This is a genomic window from Microbispora sp. CL1-1, from assembly GCF_012034195.1.
In the GTDB taxonomy this organism is placed as follows: Bacteria; Actinomycetota; Actinomycetes; order Streptosporangiales; family Streptosporangiaceae; genus Microbispora.
Window position 1 is genome coordinate 12,620 of record NZ_JAATEK010000042.1, and the last position, 16,854, is coordinate 29,473.

General features: G+C 71.9%; 17 protein-coding genes and 2 tRNA genes. 4 read left to right on the forward strand and 15 right to left on the reverse strand.

Annotation, left to right across the window (positions count from 1 at the left end; translation table 11 throughout):
• Nucleotides 1–34: 34 nt before the first annotated feature.
• The 3 genes from HCK04_RS33060 to deoC form a co-directional block, all read right to left on the reverse strand.
• The gene (locus HCK04_RS33060) at nt 35–910 is read right to left on the reverse strand and encodes an aldehyde dehydrogenase family protein (RefSeq protein ID WP_142651300.1); all 876 of its coding nucleotides are present in this window, start codon (nt 908–910) and stop codon (nt 35–37) included.
• Nucleotides 911–1,131: 221 nt separating this feature from the next.
• Nucleotides 1,132–2,559, reverse strand: a complete 1,428-nt coding sequence (locus HCK04_RS33065) for an aldehyde dehydrogenase family protein (RefSeq protein WP_142651301.1) — start codon at nt 2,557–2,559, stop codon at nt 1,132–1,134.
• 15 nt (nt 2,560–2,574) lie between these two features.
• A complete protein-coding gene (deoC, locus tag HCK04_RS33070; protein ID WP_142651302.1) occupies nt 2,575–3,513 on the reverse strand; it encodes a deoxyribose-phosphate aldolase in 939 nt (312 codons plus the stop codon).
• A 207-nt stretch (nt 3,514–3,720) separates the two neighbouring features.
• Here deoC and HCK04_RS33075 point away from each other — a divergent pair, with 207 nt between their 5' ends.
• Together HCK04_RS33075 and HCK04_RS43895 are read left to right on the forward strand one after the other, a co-directional pair.
• Entirely contained in the window at nt 3,721–3,888 is a 168-nt protein-coding gene (locus HCK04_RS33075; protein ID WP_168066475.1) for a hypothetical protein, read from the forward strand.
• Nucleotides 3,889–4,081: 193 nt separating this feature from the next.
• The gene (locus tag HCK04_RS43895) at nt 4,082–6,946 is read left to right on the forward strand and encodes a helix-turn-helix transcriptional regulator (protein WP_277351594.1); all 2,865 of its coding nucleotides are present in this window, start codon (nt 4,082–4,084) and stop codon (nt 6,944–6,946) included.
• Between the two features lie 41 nt (nt 6,947–6,987).
• Here HCK04_RS43895 and HCK04_RS33085 read toward each other — a convergent pair whose 3' ends face one another.
• The 10 genes from HCK04_RS33085 to HCK04_RS33130 form a co-directional block, all read right to left on the reverse strand.
• Nucleotides 6,988–7,557 (reverse strand): TMEM165/GDT1 family protein, encoded by a 570-nt coding sequence (locus tag HCK04_RS33085; protein WP_142651304.1) that lies wholly within the window; start codon nt 7,555–7,557, stop codon nt 6,988–6,990.
• Nucleotides 7,558–7,769: 212 nt separating this feature from the next.
• A complete protein-coding gene (locus HCK04_RS33090) occupies nt 7,770–8,819 on the reverse strand; it encodes a UDP-N-acetylmuramate dehydrogenase (RefSeq protein ID WP_142651305.1) in 1,050 nt (349 codons plus the stop codon).
• Between the two features lie 40 nt (nt 8,820–8,859).
• Complete coding sequence (locus HCK04_RS33095) at nt 8,860–9,213, reverse strand: hypothetical protein (RefSeq protein WP_142651306.1); 354 nt, start codon at nt 9,211–9,213, stop codon at nt 8,860–8,862.
• A 57-nt stretch (nt 9,214–9,270) separates the two neighbouring features.
• On the reverse strand, nt 9,271–9,699 hold the full coding sequence (locus HCK04_RS33100; RefSeq protein WP_142651307.1) for a MaoC family dehydratase: 429 nt from the start codon (nt 9,697–9,699) through the stop codon (nt 9,271–9,273).
• Nucleotides 9,700–9,701: 2 nt separating this feature from the next.
• Nucleotides 9,702–10,151, reverse strand: coding sequence for a MaoC family dehydratase N-terminal domain-containing protein (locus tag HCK04_RS33105; protein WP_142651308.1), 450 nt, complete (start codon nt 10,149–10,151; stop codon nt 9,702–9,704).
• A 148-nt stretch (nt 10,152–10,299) separates the two neighbouring features.
• The gene (gene rpmG, locus HCK04_RS33110; protein ID WP_030510782.1) at nt 10,300–10,464 is read right to left on the reverse strand and encodes a 50S ribosomal protein L33; all 165 of its coding nucleotides are present in this window, start codon (nt 10,462–10,464) and stop codon (nt 10,300–10,302) included.
• Between the two features lie 79 nt (nt 10,465–10,543).
• Nucleotides 10,544–10,617: transfer RNA gene (locus HCK04_RS33115), tRNA-Met, on the reverse strand.
• A gap of 178 nt (nt 10,618–10,795) precedes the next feature.
• Nucleotides 10,796–10,868, reverse strand: a tRNA-Thr gene (locus HCK04_RS33120).
• 94 nt (nt 10,869–10,962) lie between these two features.
• A complete protein-coding gene (locus HCK04_RS33125) occupies nt 10,963–11,409 on the reverse strand; it encodes a hypothetical protein (RefSeq protein ID WP_142651309.1) in 447 nt (148 codons plus the stop codon).
• Nucleotides 11,410–11,478: 69 nt separating this feature from the next.
• Entirely contained in the window at nt 11,479–11,688 is a 210-nt protein-coding gene (locus tag HCK04_RS33130; protein WP_142651310.1) for a transposase, read from the reverse strand.
• Nucleotides 11,689–11,794: 106 nt separating this feature from the next.
• Between HCK04_RS33130 and HCK04_RS33135 the strand changes: the two genes are divergently transcribed.
• On the forward strand, nt 11,795–12,412 hold the full coding sequence (locus HCK04_RS33135; protein ID WP_142651311.1) for a hemerythrin domain-containing protein: 618 nt from the start codon (nt 11,795–11,797) through the stop codon (nt 12,410–12,412).
• On the opposite strand, the gene HCK04_RS33140 is transcribed toward HCK04_RS33135, so the two are convergent.
• Both HCK04_RS33140 and HCK04_RS33145 read right to left on the reverse strand, forming a co-directional pair.
• A complete protein-coding gene (locus tag HCK04_RS33140) occupies nt 12,348–15,749 on the reverse strand; it encodes a BTAD domain-containing putative transcriptional regulator (protein ID WP_142651312.1) in 3,402 nt (1,133 codons plus the stop codon). The two genes, HCK04_RS33135 and HCK04_RS33140, sit on opposite strands and share 65 nt — an antisense overlap.
• A gap of 19 nt (nt 15,750–15,768) precedes the next feature.
• On the reverse strand, nt 15,769–16,296 hold the full coding sequence (locus HCK04_RS33145) for an NlpC/P60 family protein (RefSeq protein ID WP_142651313.1): 528 nt from the start codon (nt 16,294–16,296) through the stop codon (nt 15,769–15,771).
• Nucleotides 16,297–16,500: 204 nt separating this feature from the next.
• On the opposite strand from HCK04_RS33145, the gene HCK04_RS33150 reads away from it, so the two are divergent.
• Entirely contained in the window at nt 16,501–16,836 is a 336-nt protein-coding gene (locus HCK04_RS33150) for an STAS domain-containing protein (RefSeq protein ID WP_168066478.1), read from the forward strand.
• Nucleotides 16,837–16,854: the final 18 nt, after the last annotated feature.

Genomic DNA, 16,854 nt, shown 5'->3' on the forward strand with positions numbered 1-16,854 from the left:
CCTCCCGGCCCGCGCGGGCCGGGAGGGAACGGGTTCAGATGCCGATCGGATGCCAGACGGTCTTGGTCTCCAGGAACGCCGTCATCCGCTCGATGCCGGGGTCGGCGAGCCAGTCCACGCGATCCACCGGCGGCCGGAGCACCCGCTTGAGGTTCTCCGCGGCCAGCTCCTCACACGTGACGGCCAGCTCGGGATCGGCGCCGGTCAGGTCGATGCCGTTGACGTCCATGTGGCCCGCCAGCCAGGGGGCGATCTCGGCGGCCGAGCCGGTGAGGATGTTCACCACCCCGCCCGGCAGGTCGGAGGTCGCCAGCACCTCGGCCAGCGTGATCGCCGGCAGCGGCGCACGCTCGGAGGCGATCACCACACAGGTGTTGCCGGTCACGATCACCGGGGCGATCACGCTGATCAGCCCGAGCAGCGGCCCCTCCTGCGGAGCCACCACCGCGACCACGCCGGTCGGCTCGGGGCTCGACAGGTTGAAGTAGGGCCCGGCCACCGGGTTGGCCGACCCGAGGACCGCGCCGATCTTGTCGGACCAGCCCGCGTACCAGACCAGCCTGTCGACCGACGCGTCCACCATCTCGCCGGCCTGCTTGGCCCCCACGCCGCCCATCGCGGTGATCTCCGCGACGAACTGCGCGCGGCGGCCTTCCAGCATCTCGGCGATGCGGTAGAGGATCTGGCCCCTGTTGTACGCCGTGGCACCCGACCAGCCGGGGAACGCCTTGCGCGCCGCCCCGACCGCGTCCCTGGCGTCCTTGCGGGAGGCCCTGGCCGCGTTGGCGAGGAAGTCGCCCTTGGAGGAGGTCACGACATACGACCTTCCGCTCTCCGAACGCGGGAACGCGCCGCCGATGAACAGCTTGTACGTCTTGCGCACACTCAGGCGTCCGGTGCGCTCACTCATCGAAGGTTCCAATCTCCAGAGGACGGGCCGGCTGGTAGGTCTGGCCACAGCGGCACACACCGCCCCGGTGGGCGAACCAGCCGTGCCGTACGGCGAAGCGGCGGGAGCGGCTGCCCCGGGAGAAGCCGTCACCGGCGCCCGCGCGCGCCCGGCGGGCCAGGCGGCGGCGCTGCCCGTCGGCGCACCTGCACGACGGACGGCCGGAGGGGTGATGACACCGGTCATACGGCAAGGTAGGCCTCCAGACCGTGGCGTCCGCCCTCGCGGCCGTAGCCCGACTCCTTGTAGCCGCCGAACGGCGAGGTCGGGTCGAACCGGTTGAACGTGTTGGACCAGACGACGCCGGCCCGCAGCCGGGACGCCATCCACAGCATGCGCGAGCCCTTCTCGGTCCACACGCCCGCCGACAGCCCGTACGGCGTGTTGTTGGCCTTCTCCACCGCCTCGGCGGGGGTGCGGAAGGTCAGCACCGACAGCACCGGGCCGAAGATCTCCTCACGGGCGATCCGGTGCGACTGGGCCACGCCGGTGAAGACGGTGGGCGGGAACCAGTAGCCGCGGTCGGGGATCGGGCAGGCGGGCGACCACCGCTCGGCGCCCTCGGCCTCCCCGGCCGCCGACAGCTCGCGGATCTTGGCGAGCTGCTCGGCCGAGTTGATCGCGCCGATGTCGGTGTTCTTGTCCAGCGGGTCGCCGAGCCGCAGCGTGCCGAGACGCCGCTTGAGCGCCTCCAGCAGGTCGTCGGCGACCGACTCCTGCACCAGCAGCCGCGATCCCGCGCAGCAGACGTGGCCCTGGTTGAAGAAGATGCCGTTGACGATGCCCTCGACGGCCTGGTCGAGCGGCGCGTCCTCGAACACGATGTTGGCGGCCTTGCCGCCGAGCTCCAGCGTGAGCTTCTTGCGGGTGCCCGCGAGGCTCCTCGCGATGAGGCGGCCGACCTCGGTGGAGCCGGTGAAGGCGACCTTGTCCACGTCGGGGTGGTTCACGAGCGCGGCGCCCGTCTGGCCCGCGCCGGTGACGATGTTCACGACGCCCGGCGGCAGGTCGGCCTGGCGGCAGATGTCGGCGAACGCGAGCGCGGTCAGCGGCGTGGTCTCGGCCGGCTTGAGCACGACCGTGTTGCCGCAGGCCAGCGCGGGAGCGATCTTCCAGGCCAGCATGAGCAGCGGGAAGTTCCACGGGATGACCTGCCCGGCCACGCCCAGCGGCCGGGGGTTCTCGCCGAACCCGGCGTACGCCAGCTTGTCGGCCCAGCCGGCGTAGTAGAAGAAGTGGGCGGCGACCAGCGGGAGGTCCACGTCGCGGGACTCCCTGATCGGCTTGCCGTTGTCGAGCGTCTCCAGGACCGCGAGCTCACGCGCACGCTCCTGGATGATCCGGGCGATCCGGAACAGGTACTTGGCCCGCTCCGCGCCCGGCATGGCCGACCAGACGGGGAACGCCTTGGCCGCGGCCTGGACCGCGCGGTCGACGTCGGCCTCCCCCGCCCACGCGACCTCCGCGAGCACCTCCTCGGTGGCCGGGTTGACGGTCTTGTGGCGCTCCTCGCCCTGCGGCTCGACCCACTCGCCGTTGATGAACAGGCCGTACGACGGCCGGATGTCGACGATGTCCCGCGACTCTGGTGCGGGTGCGTATTCGAACATGCCTCAGTCCAGCCCTCAGTCCAGCGTGAAGTAGTCGGGACCGGCGTACCGGCCGGTGGCCATCTTCTGCCGCTGCATGAGCAGGTCGTTCAGCAGCGAGGAGGCGCCGAGGCGGAACCAGTCGGCGTGCAGCCAGTCGGGCCCGGCGGTCTCGTTGACCAGCACCAGGTATTTGATCGCGTCCTTGGTGGTGCGGATGCCGCCCGCGGGCTTCACGCCCACCTTGCGGCCGGTCGCGGCCAGGAAGTCGCGCACGGCCTCCAGCATGACGAGCGTCACCGGCAGCGTCGCGGCCGGCGACACCTTGCCGGTCGAGGTCTTGATGAAGTCGGCCCCGGCGATCATCGCGAGCCAGGAGGCTCGTCGCACGTTGTCGTACGTCGCGAGCTCGCCGGTCTCCAGGATCACCTTCAGATGGCTGTCGCCGCAGGCTTCCTTGATGGCGACGATCTCCTCGTACACCTTGAGGTAGTCGCCGGCGAGGAACGCGCCGCGGTCGATGACCATGTCGATCTCGGCGGCTCCGGCGGCCACGGCGAGGGACGTGTCGGCGACCTTGACCTCAAGGGAGGACCGGCCGCTGGGGAACGACGTGGCGACGGACGCCACCTTCACGCCGGATCCGGAGAGGGCCTCGACGGCGGTCGCGACCAGGTCGGGGTACACGCAGACGGCGGCGACCGGCGGCACGGAGGAGTCGGTGGGATCGGGCCGCACCGCCTTGGCGCACATCGCCCTGACCTTGCCGGGGGTGTCCGCGCCTTCCAGGGTGGTGAGGTCGACCATCCCGATGGCCATGTCGATGGCCTGTTTCTTGGCGGTCGTCTTGATGGATCGCGTGCCCAGCATCGCGGCCCGGGCGTCCGCCCCGACCCTGTCGACCCCGGGAAGGCCGTGCAGGAACGCACGCAGCGTCGAGGGTGAGGAGGCGACCTCCGCGAGCGGAGTAGTCATAGTTGGCACGAGACCAGCATCCCCGACCACGCGGAATGATTCCAAACCCGGAGACCCGGGCGTCCCTAAGGCATCTCCTTACCCGCCTTAGAAGTCCTATGCCGTAAGCCCCTGCCAGAGATAGGGCATCCGCCCGATGTGCCGCACCACGCCTTAGACCGAACCTTGAGGAGTACGAGAAGAGACCCGAAACAAGGAGACACTCTGATGGGTCCGGAACTGCACTACCAGGTAATGATCAACCGGGCGACCGAGCTTCAGGAGGAGGCCGCCGCCCACCGCCGCGCGCGCGAGGCGCAGTCGGGCCTGAAGGCCCAGCAGCGCTCCGGCAACCGCCGGCTGCGTGCGGCCTTCGGCAAGCTCCGCACCTCATGAGACGCGTACGAAGGCCCGGCCGGACCCTCCCTCCCGGCCGGGCCTTTCAGCCGCCGTGAAGCACACCGTGAACGACACCGTGAACGACACCGTGAACCACACCGTGGAGCACACCGTGAGGCTCATGGGGGCACAGAGGTCTGACCGAAAAACCAGGCGAAGCCACGCAAAGGGTCATGACATGCTGGAGCACATGACACGCCGGGCGGTGAGCCCCGTCTTCGTCGGGCGGGGCGCGGAGCTGGAGACCCTGGGCGAGGCCTACGACCAGGCGCGCAAGCAGGCCACCGCGGCGGTGCTCATCGGCGGCGAGGCGGGCGTGGGGAAGACCCGCCTCGCCGGCCGGTTCGCGGAGCAGGCAGCGCAGGACGGCGCCCACGTGCTCGTCGGGGGCTGCGTGGAGCTGTCCGCGGAGGGCCTGGCCTACGCCCCCTTCACCGCCGCGCTGCGGCAGCTCGTCCGGGAGTGCGGCGCGGCCGAGGTCGCCGCCCTGCTGCCCGACGGCGCCGCCCGCGACCTGGCCAGGCTGCTGCCCGAGTTCGGCGAGCCGAGCGGCGACGGGGAGACCGAGTCGGCCCGCGCGCGGCTGTTCGAGCTGATCCTGGCGCTGCTCGAACGCCTCTCCGAGCGGCGGCCGGTGGTGCTCGTCATCGAGGACATCCACTGGGCCGACCGTTCCAGCCGCGACCTCATCGCCTTCCTCAGCCGCAACCTCAAGACGGCTCCCGTCCTGATGGTCATGACGTACCGCTCGGACGAGCTGCACCGCACCCATCCCCTGCGGCCGGTGCTGGCCGAGCTGGGACGGGTCGACGGCGTGGTCCGGGTGGACCTGCCCCGTTTCACCCAGGACGAGGTCGCCGAGCAGATGGCCGGGATCCTCGGAGTGACCCCCGAGTTCGCCAAGGTCGACCGGGTCTTCGACCGCAGCGGCGGCATCCCGCTGTTCGTGGAGGCGCTGCTCGACTGCGGCGAGGACTGCTCGTTCCCCGACTCGCTGCACGACCTGATCATCGGCTCGGTGGAGCGGCTGCCCGAGGAGACCCAGCGGGTGCTCAGGATCGCCGCCGCCGGGGGCATCCGCGTCGGTCACGCCCTGCTCGCGGCGGTCAGCGGCCTGTCCGACGTCGATCTGGAGAACGCGCTGCGGCCCGCCATCGCGGCCAACGTGCTGCAGGTGGCCGACGGCGGGGCGTACGCGTTCCGGCACGCCCTGATCCGCGAGGCGGTCCACGACGAGCTGCTGCCCGGCGAGCACGCGCGGATGCACGCGAGGTACGCCGAGGAGATCGACCGCGACCGCGGTCTGGTGCCCCCGGGCCGGGCGGCCATCGAGATCGCCCACCACTGGTACTCCGCCCGTGACGATCTGTGGGCGCTGATCTCCGCCTGGGAGGCGTCCGAGAAGGCGGCCAAGTCGTTCGCCTACACCGAGCAGATCCAGCTCCTCGAACGCGTGCTGACGCTGTGGGACAAGGTGCCCGACGCCGCCGAGCGCATCGGCCACGACCACTGCACGGTGCTGGAACGGGCCTCCGAGGCGGCGTTCCTCAGCGGCGAGATGGAGCAGAGCCAGAAGTACGTGCGCGGCGCCCTGGCCGAGCTCGACGAGGAGACCTCACCCGAGCGGGTGGCCGAGCTGATGGTCCGCATGGCCAACGTCAAGGCGCACAAGGGCAAGCCGGGCATCCTGGAGTATCTGTGGCGCGCCGAGCGGCTGGTGCCGCAGCCGGGCGACGTACGCGCGCTGGTGCTGACCCGGCTGGGCCAGACCCTGATGTGCGCCGACGGGGTCGCCGAGGGCACCGCGCTCACCGAGGAGGCGCTGCGCATCGCCCGCGACATGGGCGACGAGGTGCAGGAGGCCGACCTCCTGATCAACATGGCGCTCGGCCACTCCATCAACGGCGACCTCGAGACCACGATCGCGCTCAACGAGCAGGCGCTGGCGATGGGCAGGCGCCTGAACTCGCCCCGCATCATCCTGCGCGCCCTGGCCAACAACGTCGACGCCCTCGACAACCTCGGCCGTTCGGAAGAGGCCGTGGCGCTCGCGCTGGAGGGCGAGAAGCTCGCCCGGCGATACGGCAGGTTCCGCCACCAGGGCACGTTCATCGCCAACAACCGGGCGGAGGCGCTGGAGTCGCTCGGCCGGTGGGACGAGGCCGTCGAGATCATCGAGCGGTCCCTGACGATGGGGCCGACCCTGCGCAACCGGTGGCACATGCTGCGGGTCCGCGCGGACATCGCGATCGCGCGCGGCGAGGAGGACCTGGCGGAGGACATCCTCACCGAGGTCGGCGTCTTCTCCCCGCATCGGGACGAGCAGACCCAGGAGTGGACGAACAACGTCCGGCTGCGTCTCGCGTGGCACCTGCTGCGCGGCGAGCCCCTGAAGGCACTCGACGTGCTGGAGAAGGCTCTCGACAACCCGCCGCTGGCCCGCAAGGCCATGCTCGCCGGACGGCTGCTCGCCCTGGTCCGATACGTCTGCGACGCGGCGGCGCCGGTCGCCCCCGACCGGGTGGCCCCGGTGCGGGAGCTGGGCGACCGGCTGGCCGTCAACCTGGGCGACGGTCCGGTGAACGAGGCGTTCGGACTGGTCTACCGGGGCGAGTTCGACGCCGCGGCCGAGGCGTGGCGGCGGCTGGGCCGTCCGTACGTCCGGGCCAAGGCGCTGCTGCACGGCGCCGCGGCCGCCGCCGCGAGCGGCGACCGTGAGGGTGCCATCGCGCGGCTGCGCGAGGCCTGCCCGCTCGCGGTCGCGTTGCGCGCCACCCCGATGGTCACCCAGATCGAGACGCTGGCCCGCCGCGTCGGCACCCCGCTCTCCGACCCCACCCCGTCCGAGCCCGTACGGCAGGCCGACCTGACCCCGCGCGAGCTGGAGGTGCTGCGCCTGGTGGCGGCCGGGCGCAGCAACCGGGACATCGCGGCCGAGCTGTTCATCTCGGCCAAGACCGTCAGCGTGCACGTGTCGAACATCCTGCCCAAGCTGGGGGTGTCGAGCCGGGGCGAGGCCGCCGCCGCGGCCCACCGCCTGTCCCTGCTCGATTAGGCGGGGCTCGATCAGGCGGGGCTCGATCAGGCGGACGAGAGTCAGGCGAACAGGGGCTCGGCCAGCAGCAGCACGCCGAAGACGGCGAACGCCGCGGCGGCGCCATACTTGATCCACTTGTCCGGCAGGCGGGTGCCGAGGAACCGGCCGACCAGGATGGCCAGCGCGTCGGCGGCGACCATGCCCACGGTCGAGCCGACCCACGTGCCGAACCAGCCGTGCTGGGTGGCCAGCGTGATGGTGGCGAGCATGGTCTTGTCGCCCAGCTCGCTGAGGAAGAACGCCACGGCGACGGCGATGAAGGCGTTGCGGGTGGTCTTGGCCGCCTTGCCCTTCTCCTCCTCGGTGAGCTCGTCGCCGCGCAGCGTCCACGCCGCGAAGGCGAGGAACGCCAGGCCCGCGATGATCGAGATGGCGGTGGTGGGGAGGGCGTCGCCGACGATCCTGCCGAGCCCGACGCTGACGAGGTGGACGAGCGCGGTCGCCGCGGTGATGCCGGCCAGCACCGGCCCCGTCTTGAACCGGGTCGCGAAGGTCAGGGCCATGAGCTGGCTCTTGTCGCCCAGCTCGGCCACGAAGATGACGACGAGAGAGATCCAGAGGGCTTGCACGGGGTCGCCTTCCTACAGGGGAGTTGCGACCGGGCCGCCGTACGACACCCGGGGAGTTCGGGCACGACTTCGGCCCGGCAGCATGTGATCATGACTGTCGGGCCGAAGGTCTCGTCCGCCACGAGGGCTCCACGACCGGGCGGGCGAACCGCCAGTGTGTCGATCAGTGGATTGTGGACTACTCCCCTTCGGGTCGTCCCAGTTTAACCGAGCTAGAGACGCACTCCCACCAGCACGGGCTCGTTGACGAGCCACACCCCGAACTTCTCGTGCACGCCCTCGCGCACCTCGCGGGCGAGCGCCAGCAGCTCGGCCGCGCCCGCCTCTCCGGTGGGATTGGTGAGGGCCAGCGTGTGCTTGGTCGAGATGCGCACCCGGCCCTTCTCGTAGCCCTTGGGGAACCCGGCGTTCTCGATCAGCCACGCCGCCGGCACCTTGACCGTGCCGTCGGGCATGTCCCAGCGCGGGTGGCCGGGGGCCCGCAGCTCCAGGGCCGCCGCCTCCTCCGGGCCGAGCACGGGATTGGTGAAGAACGATCCGGCGCTGCGCGTGTCCGGGTCGCCGGGGTCGAGCACCATGCCCTTGCCACGGCGCAGCTCCAGCACGGCCTCCCGCGCCTCGGCCAGCGGCACCCGTGCGCCGATCTCCACGCCGAGCCGCGCGGCCAGCTCCTTGTACGCCACGGGCCCCGACAGCGGCGAGCGCTCCAGGGCGTAGGTGACGGCCAGCACGACGTGGCGGCCGGGGTCGTGCTTGAACGCGCTGTGCCGGTAGGCGAAGCCGCACTCGGCGGCCGTGAGGTCCCGCACCTCGCCGGCCCTCCGGTCGTACACGCGGACGGCGGCGACGGTCTGCGAGACGTCCTGCCCGTACGCGCCGACGTTCTGGATCGGGGTGGAGCCCACCAGCCCGGGAACGCCCGACAGGCACTCGACCCCCGACCAGCCCTCGGCCACGCAGCGGGCGACCAGGGCGTCCCAGTCCTCCCCCGCCTGCACGGTGACCAGCACGCGCCCGTCCTGGGATGTCGCCTCCACGCCCAGCGTGGCGACGCGCACCACGAGCCCGTCGAACCCGTCGTCGGACACCACGAGGTTGCTGCCGCCGCCGAGCACCAGCACCGGCTCGCCCGCGCGGTCGGCCTCGGCCACGGTCGCGATCAGCTCGTCCTGCGTCCGCGCCTGCGTGAACGCCCGGGCCGGTCCGCCCGTCCGCAACGTGGTGTACGGGGCGAGCGGCACCCCTGCCAGCCGGTCAGCCATCGGTCTCCTCGCACCCGGAACATCCCGACGAACAGGATATCTACCCGCGATCCTCGCGTTCCGCCTCGGCGATCACCTCGTCGACCCTGGACGTGGCCGAGCTGCCGTCCCACAGGAGCTGGGAGGCGACCACCGACGGCTCACCCGAGGGGGTCAGCGCGGTCTCGATCGTCCCGCCGGGCGCGATGTCCCGCTTGGCCTCGGAGATCTCCTCCGGGCCCGCGGCCGCGGCGGCCTCCTTGGCGTTGCGCGCTCGCGGGCGGGGCAGGGCACCGCCGTGGGCGTCGCCCGCCTTGCCCGGGTCCTGGGTCTCCGCGGCGGCCCCGGCGACGTCGCCGTGCTCCCGCTGGGTCGTGACCGGCTCGTTCTTCGCTTCGTTGTCTCGCTCGCTCACGATCCGACCGCTACCCGGCATCGCGACGGTCAACCGGACCCGGCCAGGCGAGGGAGCTCAGGAGAGCTGGACCACCGCGCGGGCCTTGGACAGCACCCGGGAGTCGCCGGACTTCGCGGTCAGCGCCACGACGACCCGCTTGTCCTCGCGCTTCTCCTCGACGACCCCGCTGATCCTGATCGTCGCGCCGTTGTCGTCGTCGGGCACCACGACCATGGAGGAGAACCGGACGCCATACTCCACGACCGCGCCGGGGTCGCCCGCCCAGTCGGTCACGAACCGGCCGCCCTGCGCCATCGTGTACATGCCGTGCGCGATGACGTCGGGCAGGCCGACCGCCTTCGCGTAGCGCTCGTTCCAGTGGATGGGGTTGAAGTCGCCCGAGGCCCCGGCGTACCTCACCAGGTCCACCCGGCGGACCTGGTATTCGACGGCCGGGATCTCCTGGCCGGCCTCCACCTCGTCGTACTTGACCGTCGCCGCCATGATCAGGCCGCCCCTCCGCGCTCCACGATGACGTTGTACGTCCGGCAGACCAGCTCACCCGAGGTGGTCGAGACGTCGCTGCGCAGCGTCAGGAACTCGTTGCGGCCGACGCTGCGGATCTCCGCGATGGTCGATTTGCACACCAGCTCGTCGCCCGCGTGGATGGGGCGCTCATACTCGAACCTCTGCTCACCGTGCACGACCATCGCGAAGTTGAGCCCGAGGCCGGGGTCGCCGAGCGCGTCACCGGTCCCGAGAAGGCTGAACACGATGGGGAACGTGGGCGGCGCGACGACGTCCGGGTGCCCGGCCGCCACCGCGGCCTGCCGGTCGTGGTAGATCGGGTTGGAGTCGCCGATCGCGGTGGCGAACTCGCTGATCTTCACGCGGCTGACCTCGTAGGGCGCGGACGACTCGTACGTCCGCCCGACGAAATCGCGGTTCAAAGGCATCGGGCCGGCTCCTTCGGATGGGCTGGGTAGGCCGTACCGTAACAGACCTACGCCGGCGGGCACCGGCCCGCACCGCCCCGGACACGACAAACCGGCGCCCCAGTCAGGGAACGCCGGCGTCGGAAGTGCGTGCGGTCCGTGCCGTGACCTAGCGGGTCTCGCGGTGCGCCCGGTGCGTCTTGCAGTTGGGGCAGTACTTCTTCAGCTCAAGCCGATCCGGGTCGTTGCGCCGGTTCTTCCGCGTGATGTAGTTGCGGTGCTTGCACTCCTGGCAGGCCAGCGTGATCTTCGGCCTAACGTCTGCGGCAGCCACGTGGGAGTGCCTTTCTGCGTTCGGGACTACTGGACAACCCGCACCGGGGCCCCCTTGTTCAGGTGGCCCGGCAGGGTAGTAGCGGAGGCCGGACTTGAACCGGCGACACAGCGATTATGAGCCGCTTGCTCTGCCTGACTGAGCTACTCCGCCTAGGCCGGAAATGGATCCGGCCACGCAAGGATACCCGACCTGTACGGCTATTCGCGCATCGGGATCAGCCATGATCGAGATCGGTGCTTCGGCGGGGATGAGGCATCCCCACCAAGCCGAAAGCCCCACCCCGCAGCGCTCAGTCAGAAACGCTGCTTGGATAGGACTTTCTGGCTAGAGCCCCCAAACGGAATCGAACCGTTGACCTTCTCCTTACCATGGAGACGCTCTGCCGACTGAGCTATAGGGGCGGGTCCGCCTGCCGCTCTCGCGCTGCGGACAGGTGTAACCATACACGGCCACGGCGGTGTACGCGAACTCGAATCGCCCCTCCCGCGCAGGGGCTCAGGGCGTCGGCAGCACCCCGGACAGGTCGGCCTCGGGACGCTGCCGTACGGGCACGTCGGCCGTCACGGCGTAGCGGCTGAAGTAGCCCTTGCCCTTGACCGGGATCACGCTGCTCAGCGTCACCGTAGCGGCGTACGGCGCGTCCGCGCACTCGGGCAGGCACCAGGTGCCGCTGATCTTCCCGGCGCCGGTCGCCCTCGTCGGCCCCCACGTCCGCCAGGTGACCCCGCTCATCGTGCTGAACTCCGAGAGCACGAGGTTCGCCGGCCGCTGCTCCGCCCTGCCCCGCTCGGAGTCTCGGAGGTTGAGCACGTACACCGGCGTCTCGGCCACGGAGCCCGTGGTCGCCGACCCGCAGCCGCCCACGGCGGCGCAGAGCGCGATGGCGGTGAAAGACAGTGCGACGAAAGACAGGCAGACAGGCAGACGGACAGGCAGGCGCATCGATTCCCCCTCGGCATCTGAGTGCCCAGGGGCCACCCCTGTTACGCCTGCGACCTCCGTGTGACCAGGCTATTTGACTGCCGTACGGGCGTCGCGGGTCCTGACGGGCAGCGGGATCACTTCGCAGAGGTCGGCGAGATCGACATATCGGGCGACCTCCTCGACCGAGAGACAGTCGGCGATCACCTGGCCGTTGCGCCGCACCCGCAGCACCTGCCGGTCACGGCGGTACGCGGGGACGATCTCATAACCGTCCGGTCCCACCCATCGGCTGTCCATAGGGGAACAAGCTATCGGGTTTTCCCCATGGCTACCTCCCGTCCCAGGGGAATCGGTTTAAGCGGAGTCTCAATCGACTCCAAGTGGGGAGCCGCACGATGAGCCCATGTCTGATACTCCCAACCTGCTGGGCTTCCGCATCGCGCACCGGGCGATGCGCACCGACTCCCGGCGCCTCGCCGACGTCACCGCCGAGATCGCCGCCGGCCGGCAGCCGTGCGGCCCGGAGCGCGCCGCTGCCATCCGCGACTACGCGACCAAGCTGTGCCGCGGCATCCACCACCACAAGACCGAGGACGACCGCCTGTGGCCGCTGCTCGTCCGCTCGGCGGGCGCCGAGATCGACCTGAGCGAGCTGAGCGAGGACCACTCCGAGCTCGACCCGCTGTTGGAGGAGATCCAGGCCGTCGCGGGCGACCCGGCCGAGCTGGCCAAGCCGCTGCGCCGGCTGGCCGACCTGCTCGACGAGCACATCCAGGAGGAGGAGCGCACGATCTTTCCGATCATCATGCGGCACGTCTCCGGCAAGGACTGGGAGGAGTTGGAGCAGCACGTCCGCAAGGGTGGCGACGTTCGCTTCGAGCTGCCCAGGATCGAGCAGCACGCGCTGCCGGAGGAGCTGGCGGAGCTGCGCAGGCTGGCCGGGCCCGTCCTGGTCGTCATGCTGGCGCTGATGCGCCGCGCCCACCGTCGCCGCGAGCGGCTGATCTTCGGCTCCGCATGAGCGCTGCGTTGTCGGCTTCGCGGCGGGCGGCCTCCTCCCAATGCGGGGAGCCGGCCTGCCGGGCGACCTCGGCGGCCCGCAGATAGTGGGCCCCGGCGTCGCCGGACCGGCCCAGGAACGCCGCCAGGTCGCCGAGCGTGTGGGCGACCGGCCCGAGCGTCACCGAGCCCGAGTGCAACCCGGCCAGCTCGCCGTCGGACGGCAGCAGCAGGCGATAGCACTCCTCGGCCTCCGCCCGGTGACCGAGCGCGATCGCGTTGTCCGCACGCAGGGACAGGAACACGAGCCAGTAGTAGTCCCGGCGGGGGACGCGTGCGGAGGCCCACACCACGCGGGCCTCCTCCAGCCGGCCGGCCCCGACGAGCGCCCGCGTGTACAGCTCGCCGACGTCCTGTGGCAGGCGTTCCCACAGGGCGGCGAGCTCCTCCACCGACTCGTGGACCCGCCCCGCGGCCAGCGTGACCACGAAACGGCCGACCGTCCCCACCATCGCGCCGTTGGCGTCACCGGTGCTCGCCAGCCGCTCGCCGAGCTGCGTGTAGGCGCTCTCGGCCCGCTCGAACTCGCCCCTGACCAGCAGGTGCACGGCGTCGAGGAACGCGAGGATGCCGAGGGCCAGGCCGAGCTGGCCGCTCGTCGACAGCTCCATCGCCTTGTCGGCGTGTCGGCGCGCCGTGGCCCAGTCGTTGCGGCCCAGCGCGGCCATGAGCAGCGAGAAGTGACCGAGCGTCTGGTAGCCGAGGAGCCCGGCGGCGGCCGAGGCGGCCAGCAGGTCGTGCCCGAGCCGCTCCAGGTCGTCCCGCCGTTCCGGGGTCAGGCAGACCCAGTAGCGCCCGTTGAGCGCCATGCACCGCAGGCGTGGGTCGCCGAGGGCGTCCGCGATCGCCAGCGCCTCCGCACTGGCGGCCTCGATGCGCGCCGCGTCGTGTCCTTCGAGCGCGTGGCAGAGGGCGACGAGCATCCGGCAGCGCAGCTCGCCTGCCTCCGCGGGCAGCGCCTCCTCGATCGCCTCGACGAGGTCGGCGTCGAGCACGCGGTCGGGCTGGATGGTCCAGATGACCGGCGCGTCGAGCGAGGACACCGCCCGCGCGACCGCGCCGCGATCCTCCGTCTGGCGGGCCACCGCGAGCGCCTTCGTCCGGTTGCGCACCGCCGTGATCACGTCGCCCGCGTGCGACTGCGCGGACACCAGGCGGCACAGGAGGTCGAGGCGAAGGTCCCGACCGGCGCCGTCCGCCCCCTCGCTCACCAGGTCGAGCGCGCCCAGCGCGCCCTCCAGCAGGGCCGCCGCCTCCTTGTGCGCGTAGAGGGCGGTCGCCTGCCCGGCGGCCCGCGCCGCGTACTCGGCCGCAGTGAGGGCGGTCGCGGTCGTCGCGGCGGCGAGCGCGTGGTGCCCGAGCGCCCCCACATCGCCGGGGCGCACCCGTTCGAGCGCCGCCAGGGCCTTGCCGTGCATCCGCGTACGGCGCAGTCGCGGGATGTCCTCGTACAGCGTCTCGCGCACGAGCACATGGGCGAACCGGACGCGGCCGGGGCGCGGCTCCTCCAGCAGGCCGGACAGCACACCCGCCTCAAGGCCGTCGAGCACGGACTCCTCGTCGGCCCCCGGCATGGCGATCAGCACGTCCGCATCGGCCTCCCGGCCGAGAACGGCGGCGTTGCGCAGCGTCGTCCGGGCCGTCGCGGGCAACCGGGCGAGACGCCGCCGGATGAGATCGCGCACGCCGGGCGGCAGCGCGTGGGCCGCCGACGGGCCGTCCACCGCGAGCAGCCGGGCCGTCTCCGTCACGAACAGCGGGTTGCCGCCGGTCCGCTCGGTGACCGTGCGCACCGTGGCCTCGTCGACCTCCGTACCGGAACGCTCCGCGAGCAGCCGGGCCACCTCGCGTTCGCCCAGGCCGCCGAGGGTGATGTTCTCCACGGCCTGCACGGCGAGCGCCGCCCTGGTGGCCGTGAGGTCATCGCCCGCCTCGGCCGGCCGGTGCGTGAGCAGGACGAGGACCGGCGTCCGCGTCAGGCGGCCGGCCAGGTGACGCAGGAGCTGGAGCGTCTCCTCGTCGGCCCGGTGCACGTCCTCCAGGACGATCAGCAGCGGTCCCGGCACACCGTCCAGATAGTCGCCGGTCGCCCGCGCCAGCCAGAACTGCCCCACGGGCGCGGCGTCGTCGGTCAGCAGTGGCGCCAGCCTGGCAGCGGTCCCGGGCTCGGGCGGGCAGGCCGCGGACAGCTCCCGCAGCACCTCGCTCCACGCCCATGCGGGCGGCACGCCGCCGGTCGTCTCGGGGCAGCGGCCGATCACGGTCTGCCAGCCGTCCGCCGACAGGCGCCGCACGAGCGCGTCGGCCAGCGTGCTCTTGCCCGAGCCCGCCTCGCCACCGAGCCAGGCGATGCGGAAACCGGCCCTGGCCCGCTCCGCCGCGGCGGCCAGCCGGGACAGCTCGGCCGTACGGCCCACCATGCGGACGGGCTCGAAATCCCCGGCGGGTGCCGGGGCGGGTGCCGGGGCGGGCACCGGGGCGGGCACGGGGTGCTGCGCCGCCGACGGGACGGGTATCGCGCGTACGGGGGTCGCGTCGAGCGACTCGGGCTGCGCGAGGATGTCCGCTTCCAGCGCGCGCAGGGCGGGCCCGGGATCGATGCCGAGCTGGTCGGCGAGCTGGTCGCGAGTCCTGCGCAGGACCGCCAGCGCCTCCCCTTGCCGCCCGGCCCGGTAGTAGGCGAGCGCGAGCAACCGCACGGCGTTCTCGCGCAGGGGGTGGGCGGTGAGGTGGCGCTCCAGCTCGGGAACGACCTCGCCGTGGCGGGCGAGCGCGAGCCCGGCCTCGGCGCGGTATTCCACCGCGACCGCCCGCAGCTCGTCCAGGTGGACCACCTCGGGGACGGCCCACTCCTCCTCGCCGAACTCCGCGTACGCCTGGCCGGTCCACAGGGCCAGCGCCTCGTCCACGACCTCCAGCGCCCGCGCGTGCCGCCCCTCGGTGAGCAGGCCGGCGGCGGACTCGACCAGCCGGGGGAAGCGCCAGGCGTCCACGTCGCCGGGCTCCAGCGCCAGCCGATAACCGGGGGGAGTGGTGACCAGCACGCGGGCGGCGGCGCGGGGGGCGCGGCCCGGTTCCAGTGCCCGCCGGAGGTTGGAGACGTAGACCTGGAGCGCGCCCAGCGCGCGCGGCGGCGGCTGGCCCCTCCACAGGTCGTCCACGAACCGGTCGGTCGACACCACGTGTCCGCGGGCGCAGACCAGCCGGGCCAGCACGGCGCGCTGGAGCGACGTCCCGAGGTCCGCCGGACGCCCGTCGACCTCTGCCGTGATTCGCCCCAGAACCCGCAATCTCACCATTACGGGGCAAGCATAGGGATCAGTGTCGGTAGTGGTAATAGCCGAGCAGGTCGTCCAGCGCGGACACGTCGTCCATGCGGATGCGCGTCCCGGTGGCGAAGGCGTTGATCATTTTTCCGCCGCCGACGTACACCCCGACGTGGTGCGTCCTGCCGGGCCTGCCGTAGAAGACCAGGTCGCCGGGTTGCGGCACCGCGACCCTGCGCAGCCGGGCGACGTGGGCGTCGGTGTTGCCGGGGCCGAGCACGTCATCGCCGAACGCCTGGTCGTACACCCAGCGGGTGAACCCCGAGCAGTCGAAGCCGCGCGTCCGGTCGGCCGGGCAGGGCCTGACCGAGCCGCTGTATCCCCGGCAGGTCCCCTTCGAGGGCCCCGGCCGGGTCGCGTGTCCCCCGCCCCACGAGTACGGCAGCGTGCCCTGGGCCGCGTACGCGACGGCGACGGCCCTGGTCAGCTCCTCGTTGAGCGGCGCGGATCCCGCGGCGGCCAGTGCGACGATTCCCCCGATCAGGACCAGCCGGCGCCGCAACGTGCGCTCAACCCCCATAAACCGTGACGATAGCCACTCGATTCCGCCGGTGCCACGGAAGCTTTACGTGAGCCGATCGACGCAACGGAGGGGGATTGTTACCCTGGGTGCGGCTCGTACGGTCATCGGCGCGTCGGTCGAAACGCTTCGTCGGTCGCCCCGGACCTCCCCGTCCCGCTCACCCGGTGGTCCCCGGCGCCAAGAAGAGCGAAGGGAACCACCGTGGAGACGTGGACGGCACAACCCCCTTCCCCCACTCGCTGGTGGGTGCTCGGGCTGCGCGGAGAGCTGGATCTCCACGCGGTGCGGCGCCTGCGCGAGCCGCTGCTCACCCAGATCGAGGCCCACGGCCCGTGGCTGGCCGTGGACCTCAGCGAGGTGCGGTTCATCGACACCACGGGCGTGGGGCTGCTCGTGCGCCTGGTGCACAACCTGCGTGACAGGGACGGCGATCTCGCCCTCATCGCGCCGGCCGGCCAGGTGCTGCGGATCCTCCGCTGGACGAACCTGACCCGGCTGTTCCGCGTCCTGGACACGGCCGACGCGCTGACGGACTAGCTGACGGACTAGCTGTGG

Coding starts and splice junctions, on each gene's coding strand:
- HCK04_RS33065 (WP_142651301.1), bottom strand. CDS start 2,559: ATGTTCGAATACGCACCCGCACCAGAGTCGCGGGACATCGTCGACATC.
- HCK04_RS33135 (WP_142651311.1), top strand. CDS start 11,795: ATGTCTGATACTCCCAACCTGCTGGGCTTCCGCATCGCGCACCGGGCG.
- HCK04_RS43895 (WP_277351594.1), top strand. CDS start 4,082: ATGACACGCCGGGCGGTGAGCCCCGTCTTCGTCGGGCGGGGCGCGGAG.
- HCK04_RS33100 (WP_142651307.1), bottom strand. CDS start 9,699: ATGGCGGCGACGGTCAAGTACGACGAGGTGGAGGCCGGCCAGGAGATC.
- HCK04_RS33130 (WP_142651310.1), bottom strand. CDS start 11,688: ATGGACAGCCGATGGGTGGGACCGGACGGTTATGAGATCGTCCCCGCG.
- HCK04_RS33140 (WP_142651312.1), bottom strand. CDS start 15,749: ATGGTGAGATTGCGGGTTCTGGGGCGAATCACGGCAGAGGTCGACGGG.
- HCK04_RS33105 (WP_142651308.1), bottom strand. CDS start 10,151: ATGCCTTTGAACCGCGATTTCGTCGGGCGGACGTACGAGTCGTCCGCG.
- HCK04_RS33125 (WP_142651309.1), bottom strand. CDS start 11,409: ATGCGCCTGCCTGTCCGTCTGCCTGTCTGCCTGTCTTTCGTCGCACTG.
- deoC (WP_142651302.1), bottom strand. CDS start 3,513: ATGACTACTCCGCTCGCGGAGGTCGCCTCCTCACCCTCGACGCTGCGT.
- HCK04_RS33060 (WP_142651300.1), bottom strand. CDS start 910: ATGAGTGAGCGCACCGGACGCCTGAGTGTGCGCAAGACGTACAAGCTG.
- HCK04_RS33075 (WP_168066475.1), top strand. CDS start 3,721: ATGGGTCCGGAACTGCACTACCAGGTAATGATCAACCGGGCGACCGAG.
- HCK04_RS33145 (WP_142651313.1), bottom strand. CDS start 16,296: ATGGGGGTTGAGCGCACGTTGCGGCGCCGGCTGGTCCTGATCGGGGGA.
- HCK04_RS33090 (WP_142651305.1), bottom strand. CDS start 8,819: ATGGCTGACCGGCTGGCAGGGGTGCCGCTCGCCCCGTACACCACGTTG.